Source organism: Streptomyces sp. NPDC053432, assembly GCF_055585365.1.
Genome location: NZ_JBVJKF010000028.1, coordinates 37,038 through 57,191 on the forward strand (window position 1 = coordinate 37,038; position 20,154 = coordinate 57,191).

Sequence of the window (20,154 nt, forward strand, 5' to 3'; positions counted from 1 at the left end):
GGCTCACCGGACCAGCGGGTGGCGGACCCAGACGTTCGGCTCCACGTAGACCGCGTAGCCCTGCTCCGGGACGCAGTGGACCGGGGTGAGGGCGCCCGGGACGCGGACCGGGCCCGGCTCGTCGAAGGGCAGGCCGGTCCACTGGCGCCACTCGTCGAGCGAGCCGTTGACCGTCATCGACAGCGGGGCGACCGAGTCGACGACCCCGCCCGCACGGACGTGGACGCGCAGCCAGGGGTCGCACGGGAGCCCGTCCGCGCGCGTCCGGTACGCGTACTCGTGGATCGAGGTGTCCGGCTCGGCGGCCTTCCCGGACGGCCGGACGGGGGCCACGGCCTCGGCGAATCCCCGGGCGCGGGCGTTCTCGCGCATGGCGGCGAGCATCCGGCCGGACAGGCCCTCGCCCTGCCGCTCGACCGCGACGCTGATCTCGATCGCGCTGACGGTGTCGGGCTCGATCCCGCGCCGCCGGTCGGAGAAGGCCCACATCAGGATGCGGTCCCAGCCCTGGGCGGGCAGCACCCCGTCGCGGCCCGGCGCGTGCTGCGCGAACGGCAGGCTGAAGCCCCGGGCGACCACCGCGTCGCCGTCGGTGGCGATCAGGACGTACTCGGGGAACTCGGCGACCATCCGCGGGTACAGCAGCCAGGCCAGCGCGTCGTGCTGGGCGAACTCCGGCCAGGTGTCCTTCATGTCCCACAGGCGGCCCGCGAGTTCGGGGCGTTCGGCCAGCGTGGTGATCTCGATGTTGCTCATCCGGGCAGGCTAGACCGCCCGTAGGCGGCCCTCAACCGCATTGTGCGGGGGCCTGGAGCGAGAGGTGCCAGCGCCCGGACCAGCCGGTGAGGGTCATCGTGGAGAGCGGGCGGACGTCCACGTTCCAGTAGGTCAGCGGGGGCGCCTTCAGCGCGTAGACCAGGGCCGCCCGGACCACCGAGGGCTCCGCCACCGCCACGATCGCGCCCCCGTCGTCCGCGGGCCTGGTGTCGAGCCAGCCGCCGATCCGGGAGATGAACGCGAGCAGGGACTCCCCGCCGTGCGGCGCCGCCCGCGGGTCGGTGAGCCACAGGTCCACCGCACCCGGCTCGTGGGCGGTCACCTCGGCCAGGGTCAGCCCCCGCCAACGGCCCATGTCGCACTCGCGCAGCGCCGGCTGGGCGAGCGGCGCGTACCCGAGGGCCTGGCCGGTGGCCCGGCTGCGCGGGCTCGGCGAGCAGTAGCGCAGCTCGGCCGCGCCCAGCCGGGCGAGGTCGGGCGCGGCGCTCGCCACCGCGTTCCAGCCCGGACCGTCCAGGGGGCGGTCGTCGTCGAAGCGCTCGGCGAGCAGCGAGGAACCACGGGCTGCGGCGACGAGCGAGACCCGAACATGCATGCGGCGATGGTGGGCCCCGCGCCGCACGGGGTCAAGCGTCCTGACCGACCCCGCCGCGCGGCAGGGCCGCGCGCAGCCGCCGGACCGCCTCGACCAGCTCCCCGGGGCCGGACACCCCGGCGAAACTCAGCCTGACGTGCGGCCCCGGTGGTTCCGCGCAGAAGTAGGGGCGCCCCGGCGACACCGCGACCCCCGCGCGCATGGCCTCCGCCGCGAAGGCGGTGTCGTCGCCGCTCCCCGGCGGCCGTACCCACAACTGGTAGCCGCCGGTGGGCAGGTGCGCCGCCGTCAGTCCGGGCAGTTCCCGGCGCAGCGCTCCGGCGAGGACGTCCCGGCGGTGGCGCAGATCGGCGGCGACGGCGCGCAGGTGGCGGGGCCAGGCGGGGGCGCCAACGAGTTCCAGCGCGGCCTCCTGGAGCGGCCGGGCCACGAAGAAGCTGTCGACGACCTGGATGGCGCGCAGCCGGTCCACGACGGGACCGCGGGCCGCGACGGCGCCCACCCGCAGGCTGGGCGAGGTGGGCTTGGTCAGCGACCGGACGTGCACCACCACCCCGTCGGCGTCCTCGGCGGCCAGGGTCGCGGGCAGCGGCCCGTGGTCCTCGTGGGCCAGGTAGCGGGCGTAGTCGTCCTCCACGACGAAGGCGCCCGCGGCGCGCGCGATGCGCAGCACCTCGGGCCGCCGCTCGGCGGCCAGCACGGACCCGGTCGGGTTCTGGAACAGCGGCTGGCAGACGAACACCCGTGCGCCCGTGGCCTCGAAGGCGGCGGCCAGCAGTTCCGGCCGCACCCCGTCCGCGTCCACCGGGACGGGCACCGGCCGACATCCGGAGGCCCGGGCGATGGCCAGCAGCCCGGGGTAGGTGGGCGACTCCACGAGGATCGGCGCCCCCGGCGGGGCGAGCGCCCGCAGGGCGGCGGCCAGCGCGCTCTGCCCGCCCGCGGTGATCAGCACGTCAGCGGCGACGACCGCGCCGCCGATCTCCCGGGCGAACCAGTCGCGCAGCTCGGGCAGCCCCTCGACAGGAGGCCGCCCCCAGGCCCCGGGGCGCCGCCCGGCCCGGGCCAGCGCGGCCGCCATGGCCCGCTCGGGCTGGAGGGAGGGGTGCAGGTAGCCGCCGTTGAGCTCGATGACCCCGGCCGGCGGCGTGGCCAGCGAGACGAGGACCCCGCCGGCGTCGACGGACCGGGGCACGATCTCCCCGGCCCCCTCGGCGCTGAGGGCGACCTCCTGCCACGAGGTGTCCCCGGCCGCGGGCAGCGCCGTACGGGGCCGGGCGCGGAAGACCCCGGAGCCGGGGCGGGTGACGACCAGGCCCTCGGCGGCGAGTTGCGCCAGGGCCCGCGAGACGGTGACCGGGCTGACCCGGTAGCGCTCGACGAGAGCCCGGCTCGACGGGAGCTTTCCACCTACCGAGTAGCGGTTGAGCTCGGACCGCAGCGCATCCGCCAACTCCGCCACACTGCTACGCTCATACATGACAGCACACAATAGCGCTACCCACCCGGCCACGATAGCGGTTACGAGCCCCCTCTCCGGCTCGCCGAGCCGCGGCACGGTCCTGGCCTCGCTCGGCGTCCTCGCCTTCTCGCTGACCTTCCCCGCCACGGCGTGGGGGCTGCGGAGCTTCGGGCCGTGGTCGCTGGTCTCCCTGCGCAGCGTGCTCGCGGCACTCCTCGCGGCAGGGTTCCTGCTCGCCCTGCGCGTGCCGCTCCCCCGCCGCGAGCACCGGGTGGGCCTCGCCGTCGTCGCCGCGGGGGTGGTGGTCGGCTTCCCGATGCTGACCACGCTCGCCCTGCAGACCTCCACGACCTCGCACGCCGCCGTCGTGGTCGGCCTGCTGCCGCTGACCACCGCCGCGCTGTCCGCGCTGCGCACCGGCGCCCGGCCCTCGCGCACGTTCTGGATCGCCGCTGTCGCCGGTGCCGCGGTCGTGCTGGGCTTCACCCTCGGCCAGAGCGGAGGCGCCCTCTCGCTCGGCGACGGCTACCTGTTCGCCGCGCTGCTGGTCTGCGCGGCGGGGTACACCGAGGGCGGGCGCCTCGCCCGGCTGATGCCGGGCTGGCAGGTGATCGGCTGGGCCCTGGTGCTGTGCCTGCCGCTGAGCCTGGCCGGTTCCGCGCTCGGTCTCGCGTACGAGCCGGTGCACCTCACCGGCCAGGGGCTCGCGGGCCTGATCTGGGCCGCGGCGGGCTCCACCTTCCTCGGGCTGTACGTCTGGTACCGCGGCATGGCCGAGATCGGCGCCCCGCGCGCCAGCCAGCTCCAGCTCGCGCAGCCGCTGCTGACGCTGGTCTGGTCGGTCGCGCTGCTCGGCGAGCACCTCTCCCCGGCCGCCCCGGCAGCCGCCTGCGGGGTCCTGGTCTGCATCGCGGTGACCCAGCGGGTCAAATGACCCCGAGTCGACCTAAACTGCTAGCACCGGATCGGAGCGCCACCGAGGAGGTCAGTTATGCGAGCGACCGAGGGCGACCAGCTGGTGCAGCACGGCCGCGTCGTGGGACAGCACGACAAGATCGGTGAGATCACTCAGGTACTCGGGGAGAACGGCACCCCTCCCTACCGGGTCCGCTTCCAGGACGGTCACGAAGCAGTCATGTCGCCGGGCCCCGACTGCGTCGTGAAGCACCCGGCGGAGCCCGCACACTGACTCAAGGAAGCGCCACCGCCGTCGGGTAGTGATCGGCGACCACCCTGCTCATGGCCCCGTTGGGGTCCGCGGCCACGTTCTTGGCCGAGAACCAGACGTGGCCGCGGACCTGTGCGTGTTTCCGTGCGAACGTCACGTGCCGCGACATCTCGCGGGGATCGCGCCAGGCCGCGGTGGGGCTGTCGGGGTCGCACCGGTAGAGCGCCTCCCCCACGTACAGCTGGACGTTCGTGCCGGCCACGGTCCGCGCCCACCACGGGACGAGGGCCGCGTAGTCGGCGGTCGGGTGGCCGATGTGCCAGTACGCCTGGGGCACGACGTAGTCGATCCAGCCCTCCCTGACCCACTTGCGGGTGTCCGCGTACAGGTCGTCGTACGTACCGAGGCCCCGCGTGGGTGAGCCCTGGGGGTCGACGTCGGAGTTGCGCCAGATCCCGAACGGGCTGATGCCGAACCGGACCGCGGGCCGCAGCGCGCGCAGCCGTTCCGACATCTCCCGGACCAGGGTGTCGGTGTTGTTCCGGCGCCAGGCGGCGCGCGAGGGGAAGTCCCCGCCGTGCTCCTCGTAGGCCTCGTCGTCGTCGAAGTACTCCCCCTCCACCGGATACGGGTAGAAGTAGTCGTCCCAGTGCACCCCGTCGACGGGGTACCGGGTGACGGCGTCGAGCATGGCCTCCTGCACGAAGCGGCGCACCTCCGGCATGCCCGGGTTGTAGAAGAGCTTCCCGCCGTACTCGACGGTCCAGTCGGGGTTGCGCCGGGCCGGGTGGCCGTCCGCCAGCAGGTCGGGATCGGTGTGGTTGGCCACCCGGTACGGGTTGAACCAGGCGTGCAGCCGCAGCCCGCGCGCGTGCGCCTCGGTGACGGCCGTGCCCAGCGGGTCCCAGCCGGGATCCTCCCCCTGCTCCCCGGTCAGCCACTGCGACCAGGGCTCCAGCCGCGAGGGCCACAGCGCGTCGGCGGCCGGCCTCACCTGCAGGATCACGACGTTGAGCCGCCGCTTGACGGCGGTGTCGAGCAGGGAGATCAGCTCGGACCGCTGCCGCCCGGCGGACAGCCCGGCCCGGGAGGGCCAGTCCACGTTCGAGACGGTGGCGATCCACATTCCCCGGAACTCGGCCGCGGCCGCCCGGGCCGGGCTCCGGCCGGCCGGCGGCGCCGAGGTCCCCGGCGCGGCCGCGGCGCCCGGCCCGGCCGTGGCCGCCGCGATCACCCCCACCGCTCCCGCCAGCAGTTCCCGTCGGCCGATGCGCGCCATGTGACAGCTCCGTTTCACTGAGTGACATTGGACGGTGTGACCCAGCATGCCCGCCCCGGCCCCCCGCCCGGCGCAAGGTCGGGAGTAACGTCGGGGGGCGTGGCGGGCGCCGGAATCGTACGGGGGACCCGCCGACGGATGAGCAGCGAAAGGCACGAAGTGACTGACCTCCCTTCCGACATCACACGGGTCGGCGTAGTGGGCTGTGGCCAGATGGGCGCGGGTATCGCGGAGGTGTGCGCCCGCAGCGGCCTTGAGGTCAAGGTCGCCGAGACCACGGGCGAGGCCCTGGAGATCGGACGTACCCGCCTGTACAACTCGCTGACCAAGGCCGCCGAACGCGGCAAGATCACGGAGGAGGAGCGGGACGCCACCCTGGCCCGCCTCACCTTCACCACCGACCTCGGCGAGTTCGCCGACCGCGACCTCGTCATCGAGGCCGTCGTCGAGAACGAGCAGGTCAAGACGGAGATCTTCCAGATCCTCGACCAGGTGATCACGCGCCCGGACGCGATCCTGGCCTCCAACACCTCCTCGATCCCGCTGGTCAAGCTGGCCGTCGCGACTTCGCGGCCCGACCAGGTCATCGGCATCCACTTCTTCAACCCGGCCCCGGTGCAGAAGCTCGTCGAGCTGATCCCGGCGCTGACCACGGGCGACGAGACCGTCAAGCGCGCCGAGGCCCTGGTGCGGGACGTGCTGGGCAAGCACGCCGTCCGCGCCCAGGACCGGTCCGGTTTCGTGGTGAACGCGCTCCTCGTCCCGTACCTGCTGTCGGCGATCCGGATGTTCGAGTCCGGCATCGCGAGCCGCGAGGACATCGACAACGGCATGGAGCTCGGCTGCGCCCACCCGATGGGCCCGCTGAAGCTGTCGGACCTGATCGGCCTGGACACCATCGTCTCCATCGCCGACTCCATGTACGCCGAGTACAAGGAGCCGCTGTACGCCGCTCCCCCGCTGCTCCAGCGCATGGTCGACGCGGGCCGCCTGGGCCGCAAGACGGGCTCCGGTTTCTACCCGTACGGCTGACCCCGCCCGCTCCTAGGGCCGGCCGCCCAGCCTGAGGTGGTGCAGGAGCAGCAGCCCGGCCGCCATGTTGGCGGCCGGGATCTCCCCGCGCGCGATCATGTCCGGCACGAGCTTCAGCGGGACCCACTCGCGCCGTGAGGACTCGAAGTCGTCCTCGGGATGGCCGACGTACGTGGCCCCGTCCGCCCAGTACAGGTGGTGGCGGGCGTCGGTCAGCCCGTTGGACGGCTCCACGGTCATCAGGTGGTGGAGCGGGCCGGGCCGCCAGCCCGACTCCTCCTCCATCTCGCGGGCCGCCGCCGATTCGACGCACTCCCCGTCCTCGACCACCCCGGCGGGCAGCTCCCAGCCCCAGCTGTCGGTGATGAAGCGGTGCCGCCACAGCAGCAGCACCTCGTTCGCCTCGTTGACCGCCGTCGCGACGGCCACCGGGCGCAGCCGGATCACGAAGTGGTCCAGGTGCCGGCCGTCGGGAAGCTCCACGTCCGCGAGGTTCACGTCGAACCAGCGGTTCTTGTACACGGTCTGCTCACTCAGGTTCGTCCACTGCACGGTCCTGCCGCCTTCCGTTCGGAATTGGTGGCAACATCGCAGCAGTTCGAGCCGTCACAGGGGAACGCGCAGCGCCCCGTCGATGAGCTCCGCGGTCTCCTCCGCGCCCGAGCAGCCGCTGGTCAGCAGCTGCTCGCGGACCGCCCGCAACCGGTCCCGCAGGCGCAGCGACTCCATCCCCCTGGCCCGGTGGGCCATTTCGGCCGCGGCCGCCACCGCCCGGTCGGCCTCGCCCTGGCGCAGCTGGATCTCGCACAGCATCGCCAGCCGGTGCACGCGCCCCCGGTCGTGCGCGGGGGTGCCGACGGCCGCGGTGGCCTGCTCGTGGGCCGCGGCCAGGTCCCCCAGGCTCAGCAGCGCCTCGGCCACCTGTACGTTGACCAGCCCGGGCTGCACGTAGCCCGTCTCGTCCGGCTCGCTGCCCGGCCGGATCCGCTCGGCGGCGGCCTCGGCGTGCCGGATGCACTCCAACGCGGCCATCGTGTCCCCGAGTTGGGCGTACGCCTTGGCCTGCATCGCGTACAGGTCGGAGGCGAGCGCCGGGGTGGTGTGCCGGCCCGCGGCGCGCAGCGCGGCCTCGGCGAAGGCGACGGCCTGGCGGTATTCGCGCAGGTGCAGGCACTGGTTGACGATCAGCGCGATGACGTACGCCCCGAGTCCCCGGTCCCCGCTCGCCTTCGCCAGCCGCAGCGCCTGGTGGAAGTAGCGCTGCGCGAGCCCGTGCGCGTCCGAGTCGTACGCGCAGATCCCCGCGACGGCCACGAGGGAACCGGTGGCCCGGTGCAGGCGGCGGCCGAGGCCGTCGGAGTAACTCCCGCGCAGCATCGGCGCGGTCTCGGTGCCGAGGAAGCGCACGATCCGGTCCCGGGTCGCCACCCCGCCGGCCCGGCGGTACATCAGCTCGTAGTGCGCGCGGGCCGCCTTCAGGACCTCGATGTGCTCGGGCCCGATCCGGTCGGGGCCGTCCCTCGACACGTCGGCGTCCTCGGGTGGGTTCTCCCACTCCCACACCGGGATGACCGCGGGGGTCCCGGTGACCGCCTGCGCGGCGAGCAGGTGCGGGCGCGCCTGCCCGTCCGACCGCCACAGGGCCGCCGCCCGGTCCACGAACCCGCTCAGCGGCGAGGCCCCCGGCGGTGCGGCCTGCCCGGACACCCCGAGCCCGATGTCGTCCAGCCCCACGGGCCGGCGCAGCCGGCCGCCGAGCACCTCGCAGATCAGGTCGGGCACTTGACCGCGCGGGCGCTGGCCCTTCAACCACCGGGTGACGGCCGTGTGTTCGTAGCGCAGGGCGAGACCGCGGGTGCGGCCGGCCTGGTTCACGTACGCCGCGAGTCCGGCATGGGACATGCCCGCCTCGGAGAGGAGGGCGTCGAGCAGGACATTGGGCTGCATGGGCCGCTCCAAGGGCTCGTCGCTCCCAGGTTAGTGGGTGCGGGGTTCACACGGGGTGTGAACCAAGTACGCGCATAAATGCGATACGCACTCTGCCGCAGGGGCCGCCGGGGGCGCTTCACTTAAGGGCCTCGCCAAAGAGGCAGCCCGGGTCGTCGGCTCCCCCTCGTACAGTGCGACGACCCGTCACAGCGCCGCCCGTTCTGCTGTCTGCCCGACACTCCACGGCAGGCGGGCGGCGCCGTCCGGCTCCGCCGGTGCCAGGTTGGTCGCCCGGCCCGGCCGAGCCGGACCTCCCCCCTTCCCGGACCTCCCCCCTTCCCGGGGCTCCGCCCCGAACGACTGGGGCTCCGCCCCGGACCCCGCGCCTCAAACGCCGGCGAGGCTGCAATTGCCCTGCGGGCAATCCAGCCTCAGCCACATCCAGCCCCTCCGGCGTTTGAGGAGCGGGGGTTCGGGGGCAGCGCCCCCGACAGCGGCGCCGCAGGGGCGTACGGCGGTCACCGGAACGGGTGAGGGGCGTACCCGGAGAACCAGGTACGCCCCTCAAGACACAGCGGCAGCGGCTACGCGCCGCGGAGCACCGCCCCGGTCCGCTCGCCCGCGAGGGCAACGGCCGCGTCACGGGCCGCCGTGGACTCCTCCGCCGTCAGCGTGCGGTCCGCCGCGCGGAACCGCAGCGCGTAGGCCAGGGACTTCTTGCCCTCGCCCACCTGCGCACCGGTGAACACGTCGAACAGCCGCAGCGACTCCAGCAGCTCGCCCGCGCCCTTGCGCAGCGCGGCCTCCACCGCCGAGGCCGGGACCGACGCGTCCACGATCAGCGCCACGTCCTGGGTCGCCACCGGGAAGGAGGAGATCCGGGGCGCGCGCAGCGCCTCGCCCCCGGCCGCCGCGAGGCGGTCCAGGTCGAGCTCCATCGCGCAGGTACGGGCCGGCAGGCCCATCGCCTTGACCACGCGGGGGTGCAGTTCACCGGCGTGGCCGATGACCGTCTCCACCCCGTCCAGGGTGACGAGCAGCTCAGCGCACCGGCCCGGGTGCCACGGGCCGTACTGGCCCTGGCGGACCACCAGCTCCGCACCGGCCTCGACGGCCAGCGCACGCGCCGCCTGGACCGCGTCCGCCCAGTCGGCAGGACGGCCCTTGCCCCACCAGCCGGCCTGCTCGCGCGCACCGGCCAGCACGACCGCGGCGTACCGCGGCTGCGCGGGCAGGGCCGCGTTCAGGGTGGCGATCTCCTCGTCCGTGGGCCGCCGGTCGACGGGCAGCCGTACGGCGACACCCGGCCGGGCGCCGGCCCGGAAGACGGAACCCGTCTCGAAGAGCGCGAGGTCGTGGCTGCCCCGGCTGTCGTTGCGCCGCAGCGCGCCGAGCAGACCCGGCAGCAGCGTGGTGCGCAGCGCCGGCTCCTCGTCGGAGAGCGGGTTGACCAGCTTGACGACCTGGCGGCTCGCGTCGTGCGCCGGGAGCTGGAGCTGGTCGAAGACGCCCTCGCCGATGAACGGGTAACTCAGCGCCTCGACGTAGCCCGCGCCGGCCAGCGCGCGGCCCACCCGGCGGTGCAGCTGCTGCCGGGCGGTCAGACCGCGGCCGGACGGCACCTGCGGGAGGGTCGACGGGAGGTTGCCGTAGCCCTCCAGCCGGATGACCTCTTCGGCGAGGTCGTTGGGCGCGGCGAGGTCGGGCCGCCACGACGGGACGGTGACGACGAGCTCGTCCTGGCCGTAGACGTCGCAGCCGATCTCCTGGAGGCGGCGCACGACGGTCTCGCGGCCGTACTCCATGCCGGCGACCCGGTCCGGGTGGTCGGCGGCCATCGCGATGGTGCGCGGCGCGCCCGCGGCGGTGACCTCGGTGACGCCGGCCTCGGCGGTGCCGCCCGCGAGCAGCACGAGCAGGTCGACGGTCCGCTGTGCGGCCGCGGCGGCGGCCTGCGGGTCGACGCCCCGCTCGAAGCGCTTGGACGCCTCGGAGGACAGCTTCAGGCGGCGGGCGGTGCGCGAGATCGACACGGAGTCGAAGTGCGCGGCCTCGACGACCACCTCGGTGGTGCCGGTGACGACGCCCGTCTCGGGGTCCGTGACGGAGTCGGCGATCTCGGTGTTGGCGCCGCCCATGACACCGGCCAGGCCGATCGGGCCGCTGTCGTCGGTGATCACCAGGTCCTCGGCGTCGAGCGTGCGCTTGACCCCGTCGAGGGTGGTGAACTTCTCGCCCTGCTCGGCACGGCGGACGCCGATGGCGCCGTCGATCCGCGAGCGGTCGTAGGCGTGCAGCGGCTGGCCGAGTTCGAGCATCACGTAGTTGGTGATGTCCACGGCGAGCGAGATCGGGCGCATGCCCGCCTTCTGCAGGCGGCGGGTCAGCCAGATCGGGGAGCGCGCGTCGGGGTCGAGACCGGTGACGGTGCGCGCGGTGAAGCGGTCACAGCCGGACGGGTCGTCGATCTTGACCGGGTAGCCGTACGAGTTCGGCGCCGGGACGTCGAGCAGCGCCGGGTCGCGCAGCGGCAGGCCGTACGCGGTCGCCGCCTCGCGGGCGACACCGCGCATGGACATGCAGTAGCCGCGGTCCGGGGTGATGTCGATGTCGAGGACCTCGTCGACGAGCTGGAGCAACTCGATCGCGTCGGTGCCGACCTCGTGCTCGGGCGGCAGCACGATGATGCCGTGCCCGCCGTCGTCACCCATGCCGAGCTCGTCGCCGGAGCAGATCATGCCGTGCGAGGTGCGGCCGTACGTCTTGCGCGAGGCGATCGCGAAGTCGCCGGGCAGCACGGCGCCGGGCAGGACCACGACGACCTTGTCGCCGACGGTGAAGTTCCGGGCGCCGCAGACGATCTCCTGCGGCTCACCGGTGCCGTTGGCCTGGCCGACGTCGACCGTGCAGAAGCGGATCGGCTTGCGGAAGCCTTCGAGCTCCTCGATGGTCAGCACCTGGCCGACGACGAGGGGGCCCTTGAGGCCGGCGCCGAGCTGCTCGACGGTCTCGACCTCGAGGCCGGCGTCGACGAGCTTCGCCGCCACGTCACGGCCGGTCTCGCCCGCGGGGAGGTCGACGTACTCCCGCAGCCAGGAAAGCGGGACGCGCATCAGATCTCACTCCCGAACGGCCGGGTGAAGCGAACGTCACCTTCGACCATGTCTCGCATGTCTTCAACGTTGTGGCGGAACATCAGCATCCGCTCGATGCCGAACCCGAAGGCGAACCCGCTGTACTTCTCGGGGTCCACACCGCAGGCGACGAGCACCTTGGGGTTCACCATTCCGCAGCCGCCGAGCTCGATCCAGCCCTCGCTGGAACAGGTGCGGCACGGGCGGTCGGGGTTGCCCACCGACTCGCCGCGGCACACGTAGCACTGCATGTCCATCTCGGCGGACGGCTCGGTGAAGGGGAAGAAGTGCGGGCGCAGGCGCGTGGTGGTGCCCTCGCCGAACAGCTCCTGGACCATGTGGTCCATGGTGCCCTTGAGGTCCGCCATGGTCAGGCCCTCGTCCACGGCGAGCAGCTCGACCTGGTGGAAGACGGGGGTGTGCGTCGCGTCGAGCTCGTCGGTGCGGTACACGCGGCCCGGGCAGACGATGTAGACGGGGGGCTTGCGCTCCAGCAGCGAGCGCGCCTGCACCGGGGAGGTGTGGGTGCGCAGCACGACGCCGGACTCGTCGCCCTCGGTGCCCTCGGGGCCCTGGACGAAGAAGGTGTCCTGCATCTGGCGTGCCGGGTGGTCGGGCGTGAAGTTGAGGGCGTCGAAGTTGAACCACTCCGCCTCGACCTCGGGGCCCTCCGCGACCTCGTACCCCATGCCCACGAAGATGTCCGCGATGCGGTCCATCAGCGTGGTCAGCGGGTGGCGGGCGCCGGCCGGGACGCGGTCGTAAGGCAGCGTGACGTCCACGGCCTCCTCGACCAGCACCCGCTCGTCGCGCTCGGCCTCCAGCTGGACCGTGCGGGCCCCGAAGGCCTTGTTCACGGCGCCGCGGGCCTGCCCCATGCGCTTGCCGACCTCGGCCTTGGCCTGGGGCGGCAGGGCGCCGATCTCGCGGTTGGCGAGCGCCAGGGGCGAGCGGTCGCCCATGTGCGCGGTCTTCGCCTCCCGCAGCGCGTCGAGGTCGCCGGCGGCCGCGAAGGCGGCGAGCGCCTCGTCCCGCATGCGCTCGATCTCTTCCGGTTTCAGTGCCTCGACCTCGACAGGGTCGTACGACTTGTTCGGTGCCGACATCTCTTCCCGTACTTCCGATGGCTGGCTGGTGGTCCCGTGCGCGACTCGAGAAGTTCGTCACCAGGACACAAAGGTGCCAAAGGACGAGTCTAAAGGCCGCCGGGGGTGAAGGAGCCCGTGGGCCGCCCGGCAAGACTCTCCGCAGTGCTACTGCGTGAGGTACGCCGGGGCGCTCACGGGCAGGATAAATCGGAACTCGGCGCCGCCGCCCGGGCCGCGGCCGACGGTGATGGTGCCGCCGTGGGCCTCCACGATCCCCTTGACGATGTACAGGCCCAGGCCGGTGCCGCCGCGCTTGCTCCCCCGCCAGAAGCGGGTGAAGACGCGGCTCATCGACTCCTCGGGGATCCCGGGGCCTTCGTCGGTCACGGTGACGGCGGTTCCCTTCTCGTGCGGCATCACGTCGATGGTGACCGTTCCCTCGCCGTGGCGCACCGCATTTTCCAGGAGGTTGCCGAGGATCTGGTCGATCTTGTCCGGGTCGGCCCACAGGTCGGGCAGCGGGCGGCTGACGCTGACGACGAACCGCTCCGGTTCCTGGCCGTTGGCGGTCAGCGCCTGCACGTGGCGGCCGACGGCGGTGGCGATGTCCACCGGCTGGCGGCGGACCTCCAGGCGGCCGGAGTCGATCCGGGAGATGTCGAGGAGCTCGGCGATCAGGCGGGTGACCCGGTTGGCGTCGGCGTCGACGGTCTCCAGCATCAGCCGCTTCTGGTCGTCGGTGAACCGCTCCCATTTGGCGAGGAGCGTCGCGGTGAAGCCCTTGACGGAGGTCAGCGGCGAGCGCAGCTCGTGGGCGACGGTGGCGATCAGCTCGGCGTGGCTGCGCTCGGTGCGGCGGCGGGCCTCGGTGCCGCGCAGGGTGACGACCAGGCGGCGCAGCGGGCCCGTGGGGTGGGTGCGGACGTAGCTGGCCGATACGAGCACCTCGCGGCCGCCGGGCAGCAGCAGGTTCCGCTCGGGCTGCCCGCGCCGGGTGGCGAGGCCCCCGTACGGATCGGTCAGCGTCCACCAGCGGCGGCCTTCGAGGTCCTCCAGCGGGAGCGCACGGTCGATGCGGGTCCCGAGGACCTCGTGGGCCGCGATGTCGGTGATGCGGGCGGCGGCCCGGTTGAAGCAGATCACGCGGCCGGTGTCGTCGGCGACGACCAGCCCGTCGGGCAGCTCGTCGGGGTCGATCCCGAAGCCGGCCCCCTCGCCGGGGACGCCGGCCGGGGCGTCCGGGCGGGTGCCCCGCGGGGAGACGGCGGCTCCGGGGGCGGGGAGCGCGGCCGCCGTACGGGCGCCCGGTCCACGGCCGGCGAGGGCGTCGGCCCGGCCGGGGTCCATCGCCTGCGGCGGGACGGCGGGCAGTCCCTCCCGGGCGCCGGGGTGCCTGCGCCCGGGAGCCGGCGCGGCTTCGGCCCCGCCCCGGCCGGGTCCGCGGGCTTCGGAGGCGCCCAGGAACCGCTCCTCGGCCGCGTCCGCGGCTCCCGCGGCCCCCGTGGCTCCCGGTGAGCTGTTCGTACCGACGGTCATGTCCCCGTACCCCACATCTCCGAGTAGCGCCGTGGGCCCCCGGGCCGCCACATTACTAGCTGGGGGTCACGGAGCGGCACCCTCCGGGCGCCCGCTGTGCACGCGCGGAGGCGTAGAGGCACACGGCGGCGGCCGTCGCGAGGTTCAGACTCTCGGCCTTGCCGTGGATGGGGACCCGTACGACGGCGTCCGCGAGCGCCCGCGTCTCCTCGGGCAGGCCCCACGCCTCGTTGCCGAAGACCCAGGCGGAGGGGGTGCCCATGGTGCCGGCGTCGAGCTCGGCGTCCAGGTCGTCCTCGCCGGCCCCGTCGGCCGCGAGGATCCGTACGCCCGCCGCGCGCAGCCCCTCGACGGCCTGCTCCACCGGGACGCCGACCGCCACCGGCAGGTGGAAGAGGGAGCCCACGGAGGCCCGTACGGACTTGGGGTTGTACAGGTCCACGGAGGCGTCGGTCAGCACGACGGCGTCGGCGCCCGCGGCGTCGGCGCAGCGCAGCACCGTGCCGGCGTTGCCGGGGTCGCGGACGTGCGCGAGGACGGCGACGAGCTTGGGCCGGGCCCGCAGGATCTCCTCGAACGGCGAGTCGAGGAAGTGGCAGACACCGACGAGGCCCTGCGGGGTGACGGTCTGCGAGACCTCGGCGAGCACCTCGTCGGAGGCGTGGTGCACGCGCGCCCCGGCCTTGCGGGCGGCTTCGACGATGTCCGCGTAGCGCTCGGCGGCTTCGACGGTGGCGAACAGCTCGATCAGGGTCGACGTGCCCCCGGGCCCGCGGTGCTCGACGGCCTCGCGGACCGCCTGGGGGCCCTCGGCGATGAACCTGCGCTCCTTGGTGCGGAAGTTGCGCCGCGCCAGGCGCCTGGCGGCGGCCACCCGCGGGGATCGGGGGGAGATCAGCTCGTCGGGGTGACCCATGTGTCTGCGGTTCTCTTTCGGTGTTCCGTGGCGGTGTGGTGCCTGCAAAGCACACGGACCCGCAGGCGAATGCCTGCGGGTCCGTGGGGGCCGGCCGCGTGAGAGCGGGCCGGCTAGCCCTTAGGCAGCGACCTTGGGGGCGTTGACGTCGGCCGGGAGGGCCTTCTGCGCGACCTCGACCAGCGCGGCGAACGCGTTGGCGTCGTTGACGGCGAGCTCGGCGAGGATCTTGCGGTCCACCTCGATGTTCGCGGCCTTCAGACCCTGGATGAGGCGGTTGTACGTCATGCCGTTCTGGCGGGCAGCGGCGTTGATGCGCTGGATCCACAGCTGACGGAAGTCGCCCTTGCGCTTCTTGCGGTCGTTGAAGTTGTAGACCAGCGAGTGGGTGACCTGCTCCTTGGCCTTGCGGTACAGGCGCGAACGCTGACCGCGGTAGCCGGAGGCCGCCTCGAGGATCGCCCGGCGCTTCTTGTGGGCGTTTACTGCCCGCTTGACGCGTGCCACTTTTTACTCCTTGTAGCGGGGCCGTGGGTGTCTTCACACGGCCCGGAATTCGATGGGGTCCCGGTCTTGACGTGGGTCCGCTCCCGGCAGGGGGAGCGGAGACGTCAGATGCCGAGAAGCTTCTTGATCTTCGCGGCGTCGCCGGGGGCCATCTCCGCGTTGCCGGTCAGGCGGCGGGTGACACGGGACGACTTGTGCTCGAGCAGGTGGCGCTTGCCGGCGCGCTCACGGAGCACCTTGCCGGAGCCGGTGACCTTGAAGCGCTTCTTGGTACCGCTGTGCGTCTTGTTCTTCGGCATGGCGCCGTTATCTCCTCGTCGGTGGCGCTCCCCCGCCGGTCCGGAGGGACCGGCGAGCGGGAGCGTCATGTTGTGTCGGGTGATCCGAGACAGGCTGCCTCGGAATCAGGCCTCGGTGCTCGCCTCGTCGGCGGGCGCCTCGGTGACCTCGGATCCCTCGGTGGCGGTCGCCTCGGCCGGAGCGGTCTCCTCGGAAGGAGCCGCCTCGTCGGTGGCGACGACACCCTGGCGCTCGGCCTTGCGGGCGGCCTGCGCCTCGCGGGCTTCGGCCATGGCCTCGGTCTTCTTCTTGTGCGGACCGAGGACCATGATCATGTTTCGGCCGTCCTGCTTCGGGTTCGACTCGATGAAGCCGAGCTCCTCGACGTCCGAAGCGAGACGCTGCAGCAGCCGGTAGCCGAGTTCCGGCCGGGACTGCTCGCGACCACGGAACATGATCGTGATCTTGACCTTGTCGCCCTGCTTGAGGAACCGAACGACGTGACCCTTCTTGGTGTCATAGTCGTGCGGGTCGATCTTCGGCCGGAGCTTCATTTCCTTGATGACCGTGTGCGCCTGGTTCTTGCGCGCCTCACGGGCCTTCATGGCCGACTCGTACTTGAACTTGCCGTAGTCCATGAGCTTGCAGACCGGCGGGCGTGCGGAGGCCGCTACCTCGACCAGGTCGAGGTCGTACTCCTGTGCGAGCTCAAGCGCCTTGGCAAGCGGCACGATGCCGACCTGCTCGCCGCTGGGACCGACGAGTCGAACCTCGGGAACGCGAATCCGGTCGTTGATGCGGGGCTCGGTGCTGATGGATCCTCCTCGGTAGCACCACACGACTGCCTGGCAGACAGCCGCTGACGTGTAATTCCGTCAGACCGACCGCGGCGGGGAGAATCAAAAAAGCCCCGCCGGGCACAGGCAGGGGCTCCAAAGGGACCGGAGCACCATCGCGTGCGAACCGCGGGGCGCAGTATCGGGCAGCTTTCCATCGTCCGTACGGAACGATGGATGCCGCCTGACCGGTGACCTGCCTCCCCGGAGGGTGGTCAGGTGGGAGAATCGGAGCCTCCACTTGTGGGCCGGGCACGCAGGTGTCCGGCCGGTCGAACTACATACTAGCACCGTGCCTGACAACCCGCTCCACGGCCTATCGTGGTCCGCATGACTGACGCGACGCCTTCCGCTTCCACTCCCGATTACGACGACATGACCCGCGACATCGCGGAAGTACCGGCCGTCGAGGTCATCACCACGGTGGCCGTGCACCTGCTGAGCGCCGCGGCGGTCAACCTGGGCCTGGACAAGCCGGACTCCGAGCACAAGGACCTCGACGAGGCCCGCAAGCTGATCAACGCCTTGGCCGGCCTGGTGACCGCCAGCGCCACCGAGATCAGCTCCTTCCACGCCGCGCCGCTGCGCGACGGCCTCAAGTCGCTCCAGCTCGCCTTTCGCGAGGCCTCGATCGTCCCGGACGAGCCGGGCCAGGGTCCGGGCGAGAAGTTCACCGGCCCCGTCTACGCCTGATCGGCCCCGTCTCCACGCCTGGTCCCCGCACTCCCCCGCGCACGAGGGGCAGGGCCCGCCGGAACGTTCCGGCGGGCCCTGCCCCTTTCGTCGTTCAGCGGCTGAAGAGCGGCTGTCCCGGCGGGACCGGCCCGTCGGGCGGCAGCAGCGCCAGGTCCAGTCCACGCACCAGCCGGGCCCGCAGGGTCTCGTCCGCCGCCAGCGCCTGCGCGACCCGGCGCGCGGCGGCCGGGGCCTCGGCGCCCGCCGCCAGGACCACGGCGAGGGTGCCGTCGGCGTCGGCGCCGCCCCGGCCCAGGTGGGCCCGGATCACGGCGGGCTCCGCCGCCACGGTGGCCCGTACGGCCTCCCGTACGGCGGGATCGGCCAGCGGGTCCGCGTCGGTGCGGCCCTCGGCGAGCGCGAGCAGCGCGGCGCCGGTGAGCTGGTAGGTGACCGGCCCGGCCAGGTCGAGCACCACCGTGTCGGCCTTCTCGTGCGCGGCGGCCGCGAGGGCCTGGTGCAGCGGGACGGCCACCGGCCGGGCGGCCGGGTCCCACAGCGCGAGCGAGGCGATCGAGGTGAACGCGGGCAGGGCCCGCCGGTCGCCCGCCCGCAGCGTGGGGACGGCCATGTCGCTGGTCTTCTCGCGCTTGAGCCCGGTCTCCGGGTCGGTCTCCACCTCGCCGAGCACGGCGACGACCGGGACCAGCAGCCGCGCGCCCTTCAGCGCCGCGAGCACCTCGGGCTCCTTGGCCCGATCCTCGGACCAGGCGGCCAGGGCGGCGGTCAGCCGGGGGTCCGCGGAGCCGTCGTCGTCGGAGAAGCCCGGGTCGGGAATGTTCTTGTTCGCCACTTGTCCCACGTTCGCCTCGTTCGCCACGGTCGGTCCGACCCTACTGTGCGGTGGACCCGTCCCGCCCCCGGGTGCCCCGGCCCGGTCGGCGGGCCAGTACGCAGGCCAGCGCGAGCAGCGCCGCCCCCAGGGCCGCCGCCGCCGGGGCGCCGAGCCGGGCGGCGCGCTCGGGCGGGCGGACCGGGTCGGGGCCCGCGCCGAAGTAGGTCCGCACGGCCGGGACCGGGCTGGGGACCGGGGCCTGCGGCCGCATCGACTCCGCCTTCTGCAGGGCGGCCGCGGGATCCACCATCCCGTGGCCCCGGGAGTCGTCGCGTCCGCCGGCCGGCGAGTCTGAGGCGGTGTCCTCCAGCAGCTTCTTGATCTGGGCCGGGGACAGGTCCGGGTGGGCGGCCTTGACCAGGGCCACGGCTCCGGAGACGAAGGCCGCCGCGGCGCTGGTGCCCCAGCCCTCGTAGTAGGAGCGGTCGGGGTCGGCGATGACCACGTCCACGCCGGGGGCGCTGACGGTGGCGTACCAGTTGCGGGTGGAGAACTTGGCCTTCCTGCCGCGCCGGTCGACGGCGGTGACCGCGATCACGCCCGGGTAGGCGGCCGGGTAGGAGACGCGGTCGCCGCTCTCGCCGCCGTTGCCCGCGGAGGCGACGACGACCACACCCTTGGAGAGCGCGTACTGGACGGCCTCGTCCTCGCCCGCCTCGTGGTGCGCGGAGTCGCTGTCGTCGCCGAGGGACAGGTTGATCACGTCGGCGCCGTGGTCGGTGGCCCAGCGGATCCCCTCTGCGAGGGCGCCGCCCTTGGACTCGCGGGCCTGGGCGCGGCCGGGGTCCCCCTCCTCCAGGATCACCCGGACCGGCAGGATCTTGGCCTGCGGGGCGACGCCGAGGACGCCCTGGCCCCGGTTGGGGCCGTGGCCGTGGCCGGCGATGATGCTCGCCATCGCGGTGCCGTGGCGGGCCCAGGCGCGGTCGCCGCGGCCGGCGCCCATGCCGACGAGGTCGGTGCCGCCCTGGACCTGGCCCGCGAGGTCGGGGTGGGAGTCGTCGACCCCGGTGTCGAGGACGGCGACGGTGACCCCGTCGCCGCGGGTGGTGCCCCAGGCCTCCTCGGCGCGCAGCGCCAGCAGGCCCCATTCGCGGTCCCGGATGGTGTCCGCGGCGGCGGTGGGCGCGGCGGCGCCGGTCGCGAGGAGGGCGGCGAGCGCGAGGGCGGCCGTACGGCCGGCCGCGCTCATCGGGCCGGCGCCGGGGTGGGCGGGGCGGTGAGCGTGCGCACGGCGGCGGCGACGCGGCCGGCCAGGCCCTTGGCCTCGTGGCCGAGGCCGGCCCGGGCGGCGGGGCCGGTGGCGTCCTTCTTCATCAGGTCCTCGGCGGGCAGGGGCGCTTCCATGGGGCGGCCGTCGGCGAAGGCGGACACCGTGTAGAGCACGACGGGGGCCTCGGGGAGCACGGACGCCGTCCACGCGGCCCGCTGCGCGTCGGTGAAACCGTAGGCGGGCGGGGCGGTGAGCCGCCCGGTGAGGGCGGCCATCGCGGGGGCGTCGGCGGGGGTGAAGACCAGGCCGACGGTGATCAGTGAGCTGTCGGTGGCGTCGGTGTAGGTGGCGCGGAGCACGCGGGTGCAACCGGTGGCGGCCAGCAGGCGCTGCCACTCGGGGGAAAGGGCCGACGCGCAGTCGGCGTCGGGGGCCAGGGCGGTACGGGTCCAGCTGCGGTCGGCGCCGCCCGGGCCGGCCGCGGGCCCGGCCAGGACGGGCGGCAGGAGGCTGTCGACGGGACGGGAGTGCCACAGCGACCGGGCCTCGCCGTAGGCGGCGCCGGCGGAGGGCGCGTGGTGCGCGGCGCGGTGCCCGGACCAGACGGTGACGCCGGCCCCGGCGAGGAGGCCGGTGCCGAGGACCGCGCACACCGTCGCGGCCAGGACCCGTGCGGGGCTCCGGCGGGGGCGGCCGGCCGGGGGCCGGTCGGGGTCGGGGTCGGGGTCGGCCGTGACCGCGGTCCGCGGTGTCGTCGTGGTCATCCGGCGGCTCCGCCCCCCGTTCCGTACGGCTGCCTGCCCGTACTCTACGGGGTTCGTCCCGGCGCCCCC

20 protein-coding genes are annotated in these 20,154 nt (G+C 73.7%); 4 read left to right on the forward strand and 16 right to left on the reverse strand.

Features of this window, described 5'->3' with window-relative positions; translation table 11 throughout:
* Nucleotides 1-3: 3 nt before the first annotated feature.
* The 3 genes from ACZ6Y1_RS33050 to ACZ6Y1_RS33060 are packed head-to-tail and all read right to left on the reverse strand — an operon-like array spanning nucleotide 4 to nucleotide 2,852.
* On the reverse strand, nucleotides 4-756 hold the full coding sequence (locus ACZ6Y1_RS33050) for an N-acetyltransferase (RefSeq protein WP_469638605.1): 753 nt from the start codon (nucleotides 754-756) through the stop codon (nucleotides 4-6).
* A gap of 31 nt (nucleotides 757-787) precedes the next feature.
* The gene (locus ACZ6Y1_RS33055) at nucleotides 788-1,372 is read right to left on the reverse strand and encodes a histidine phosphatase family protein (RefSeq protein ID WP_469638608.1); all 585 of its coding nucleotides are present in this window, start codon (nucleotides 1,370-1,372) and stop codon (nucleotides 788-790) included.
* 31 nt (nucleotides 1,373-1,403) lie between these two features.
* Nucleotides 1,404-2,852: an aminotransferase-like domain-containing protein gene (locus ACZ6Y1_RS33060; RefSeq protein ID WP_469638611.1), complete on the reverse strand. Its 1,449-nt coding sequence runs from the start codon at nucleotides 2,850-2,852 to the stop codon at nucleotides 1,404-1,406.
* On the opposite strand from ACZ6Y1_RS33060, the gene ACZ6Y1_RS33065 reads away from it, so the two are divergent.
* Both ACZ6Y1_RS33065 and ACZ6Y1_RS33070 read left to right on the forward strand, forming a co-directional pair.
* Nucleotides 2,851-3,768, forward strand: a complete 918-nt coding sequence (locus ACZ6Y1_RS33065) for a DMT family transporter (RefSeq protein ID WP_469638614.1) — start codon at nucleotides 2,851-2,853, stop codon at nucleotides 3,766-3,768. The two genes, ACZ6Y1_RS33060 and ACZ6Y1_RS33065, sit on opposite strands and share 2 nt — an antisense overlap.
* A 57-nt stretch (nucleotides 3,769-3,825) precedes the next feature.
* A complete protein-coding gene (locus ACZ6Y1_RS33070; protein WP_376659210.1) occupies nucleotides 3,826-4,023 on the forward strand; it encodes a DUF1918 domain-containing protein in 198 nt (65 codons plus the stop codon).
* A gap of 1 nt (nucleotide 4,024) precedes the next feature.
* On the opposite strand, the gene ACZ6Y1_RS33075 is transcribed toward ACZ6Y1_RS33070, so the two are convergent.
* The gene (locus ACZ6Y1_RS33075; protein WP_469638619.1) at nucleotides 4,025-5,281 is read right to left on the reverse strand and encodes a glycoside hydrolase family 10-like protein; all 1,257 of its coding nucleotides are present in this window, start codon (nucleotides 5,279-5,281) and stop codon (nucleotides 4,025-4,027) included.
* 138 nt (nucleotides 5,282-5,419) lie between these two features.
* Here ACZ6Y1_RS33075 and ACZ6Y1_RS33080 point away from each other — a divergent pair, with 138 nt between their 5' ends.
* Entirely contained in the window at nucleotides 5,420-6,313 is an 894-nt protein-coding gene (locus tag ACZ6Y1_RS33080; protein ID WP_376659208.1) for a 3-hydroxybutyryl-CoA dehydrogenase, read from the forward strand.
* A 12-nt stretch (nucleotides 6,314-6,325) separates the two neighbouring features.
* On the opposite strand, the gene ACZ6Y1_RS33085 is transcribed toward ACZ6Y1_RS33080, so the two are convergent.
* The 9 genes from ACZ6Y1_RS33085 to infC form a co-directional block, all read right to left on the reverse strand.
* A complete protein-coding gene (locus tag ACZ6Y1_RS33085; protein WP_376659207.1) occupies nucleotides 6,326-6,865 on the reverse strand; it encodes an NUDIX hydrolase in 540 nt (179 codons plus the stop codon).
* 54 nt (nucleotides 6,866-6,919) lie between these two features.
* The gene (locus tag ACZ6Y1_RS33090; RefSeq protein ID WP_469638624.1) at nucleotides 6,920-8,260 is read right to left on the reverse strand and encodes a transcriptional regulator; all 1,341 of its coding nucleotides are present in this window, start codon (nucleotides 8,258-8,260) and stop codon (nucleotides 6,920-6,922) included.
* A 566-nt stretch (nucleotides 8,261-8,826) separates the two neighbouring features.
* Complete coding sequence (pheT, locus tag ACZ6Y1_RS33095) at nucleotides 8,827-11,355, reverse strand: phenylalanine--tRNA ligase subunit beta (protein ID WP_469638627.1); 2,529 nt, start codon at nucleotides 11,353-11,355, stop codon at nucleotides 8,827-8,829.
* Nucleotides 11,355-12,482 (reverse strand): phenylalanine--tRNA ligase subunit alpha, encoded by a 1,128-nt coding sequence (gene pheS / locus ACZ6Y1_RS33100; RefSeq protein WP_469638630.1) that lies wholly within the window; start codon nucleotides 12,480-12,482, stop codon nucleotides 11,355-11,357. The genes pheT and pheS overlap by 1 nt, the downstream gene beginning before the upstream one ends.
* A gap of 147 nt (nucleotides 12,483-12,629) precedes the next feature.
* A complete protein-coding gene (locus ACZ6Y1_RS33105) occupies nucleotides 12,630-13,811 on the reverse strand; it encodes a sensor histidine kinase (RefSeq protein ID WP_469638782.1) in 1,182 nt (393 codons plus the stop codon).
* Nucleotides 13,812-14,055: 244 nt separating this feature from the next.
* On the reverse strand, nucleotides 14,056-14,916 hold the full coding sequence (locus ACZ6Y1_RS33110; protein ID WP_469638633.1) for a TrmH family RNA methyltransferase: 861 nt from the start codon (nucleotides 14,914-14,916) through the stop codon (nucleotides 14,056-14,058).
* 120 nt (nucleotides 14,917-15,036) lie between these two features.
* Complete coding sequence (gene rplT, locus ACZ6Y1_RS33115; protein WP_030157251.1) at nucleotides 15,037-15,423, reverse strand: 50S ribosomal protein L20; 387 nt, start codon at nucleotides 15,421-15,423, stop codon at nucleotides 15,037-15,039.
* Nucleotides 15,424-15,527: 104 nt separating this feature from the next.
* Complete coding sequence (rpmI, locus tag ACZ6Y1_RS33120) at nucleotides 15,528-15,722, reverse strand: 50S ribosomal protein L35 (RefSeq protein WP_030012385.1); 195 nt, start codon at nucleotides 15,720-15,722, stop codon at nucleotides 15,528-15,530.
* 105 nt (nucleotides 15,723-15,827) lie between these two features.
* Entirely contained in the window at nucleotides 15,828-16,541 is a 714-nt protein-coding gene (gene infC / locus ACZ6Y1_RS33125; protein WP_469638638.1) for a translation initiation factor IF-3, read from the reverse strand.
* A 327-nt stretch (nucleotides 16,542-16,868) separates the two neighbouring features.
* On the opposite strand from infC, the gene ACZ6Y1_RS33130 reads away from it, so the two are divergent.
* Nucleotides 16,869-17,231 carry a DUF1844 domain-containing protein gene (locus tag ACZ6Y1_RS33130; RefSeq protein ID WP_376662463.1) on the forward strand — a complete coding sequence of 121 codons (363 nt, stop codon included), beginning with the start codon at nucleotides 16,869-16,871 and terminating at the stop codon, nucleotides 17,229-17,231.
* Nucleotides 17,232-17,325: 94 nt separating this feature from the next.
* Here the strand turns inward: ACZ6Y1_RS33130 and ACZ6Y1_RS33135 are convergent, their stop codons facing one another.
* The 3 genes from ACZ6Y1_RS33135 to ACZ6Y1_RS33145 are packed head-to-tail and all read right to left on the reverse strand — an operon-like array spanning nucleotide 17,326 to nucleotide 20,085.
* Complete coding sequence (locus ACZ6Y1_RS33135; RefSeq protein WP_469638785.1) at nucleotides 17,326-18,066, reverse strand: SseB family protein; 741 nt, start codon at nucleotides 18,064-18,066, stop codon at nucleotides 17,326-17,328.
* A 40-nt stretch (nucleotides 18,067-18,106) separates the two neighbouring features.
* Nucleotides 18,107-19,300, reverse strand: coding sequence for a type VII secretion-associated serine protease mycosin (gene mycP, locus ACZ6Y1_RS33140; protein WP_469638641.1), 1,194 nt, complete (start codon nucleotides 19,298-19,300; stop codon nucleotides 18,107-18,109).
* A complete protein-coding gene (locus ACZ6Y1_RS33145) occupies nucleotides 19,297-20,085 on the reverse strand; it encodes a hypothetical protein (RefSeq protein WP_469638644.1) in 789 nt (262 codons plus the stop codon). Before ACZ6Y1_RS33145 ends, mycP begins: the two co-directional genes overlap by 4 nt.
* Nucleotides 20,086-20,154: the final 69 nt, after the last annotated feature.

Coding starts and splice junctions, on each gene's coding strand:
- ACZ6Y1_RS33050 (WP_469638605.1), bottom strand. CDS start 756: ATGAGCAACATCGAGATCACCACGCTGGCCGAACGCCCCGAACTCGCG.
- ACZ6Y1_RS33055 (WP_469638608.1), bottom strand. CDS start 1,372: ATGCATGTTCGGGTCTCGCTCGTCGCCGCAGCCCGTGGTTCCTCGCTG.
- ACZ6Y1_RS33065 (WP_469638614.1), top strand. CDS start 2,851: ATGACAGCACACAATAGCGCTACCCACCCGGCCACGATAGCGGTTACG.
- ACZ6Y1_RS33060 (WP_469638611.1), bottom strand. CDS start 2,852: ATGTATGAGCGTAGCAGTGTGGCGGAGTTGGCGGATGCGCTGCGGTCC.
- ACZ6Y1_RS33070 (WP_376659210.1), top strand. CDS start 3,826: ATGCGAGCGACCGAGGGCGACCAGCTGGTGCAGCACGGCCGCGTCGTG.
- ACZ6Y1_RS33075 (WP_469638619.1), bottom strand. CDS start 5,281: ATGGCGCGCATCGGCCGACGGGAACTGCTGGCGGGAGCGGTGGGGGTG.
- ACZ6Y1_RS33080 (WP_376659208.1), top strand. CDS start 5,420: ATGAGCAGCGAAAGGCACGAAGTGACTGACCTCCCTTCCGACATCACA.
- ACZ6Y1_RS33090 (WP_469638624.1), bottom strand. CDS start 8,260: ATGCAGCCCAATGTCCTGCTCGACGCCCTCCTCTCCGAGGCGGGCATG.
- pheT (WP_469638627.1), bottom strand. CDS start 11,355: ATGCGCGTCCCGCTTTCCTGGCTGCGGGAGTACGTCGACCTCCCCGCG.
- pheS (WP_469638630.1), bottom strand. CDS start 12,482: ATGTCGGCACCGAACAAGTCGTACGACCCTGTCGAGGTCGAGGCACTG.
- ACZ6Y1_RS33105 (WP_469638782.1), bottom strand. CDS start 13,811: ATGGACCCCGGCCGGGCCGACGCCCTCGCCGGCCGTGGACCGGGCGCC.
- ACZ6Y1_RS33110 (WP_469638633.1), bottom strand. CDS start 14,916: ATGGGTCACCCCGACGAGCTGATCTCCCCCCGATCCCCGCGGGTGGCC.
- rpmI (WP_030012385.1), bottom strand. CDS start 15,722: ATGCCGAAGAACAAGACGCACAGCGGTACCAAGAAGCGCTTCAAGGTC.
- ACZ6Y1_RS33130 (WP_376662463.1), top strand. CDS start 16,869: ATGACTGACGCGACGCCTTCCGCTTCCACTCCCGATTACGACGACATG.
- mycP (WP_469638641.1), bottom strand. CDS start 19,300: ATGAGCGCGGCCGGCCGTACGGCCGCCCTCGCGCTCGCCGCCCTCCTC.
- ACZ6Y1_RS33145 (WP_469638644.1), bottom strand. CDS start 20,085: ATGACCACGACGACACCGCGGACCGCGGTCACGGCCGACCCCGACCCC.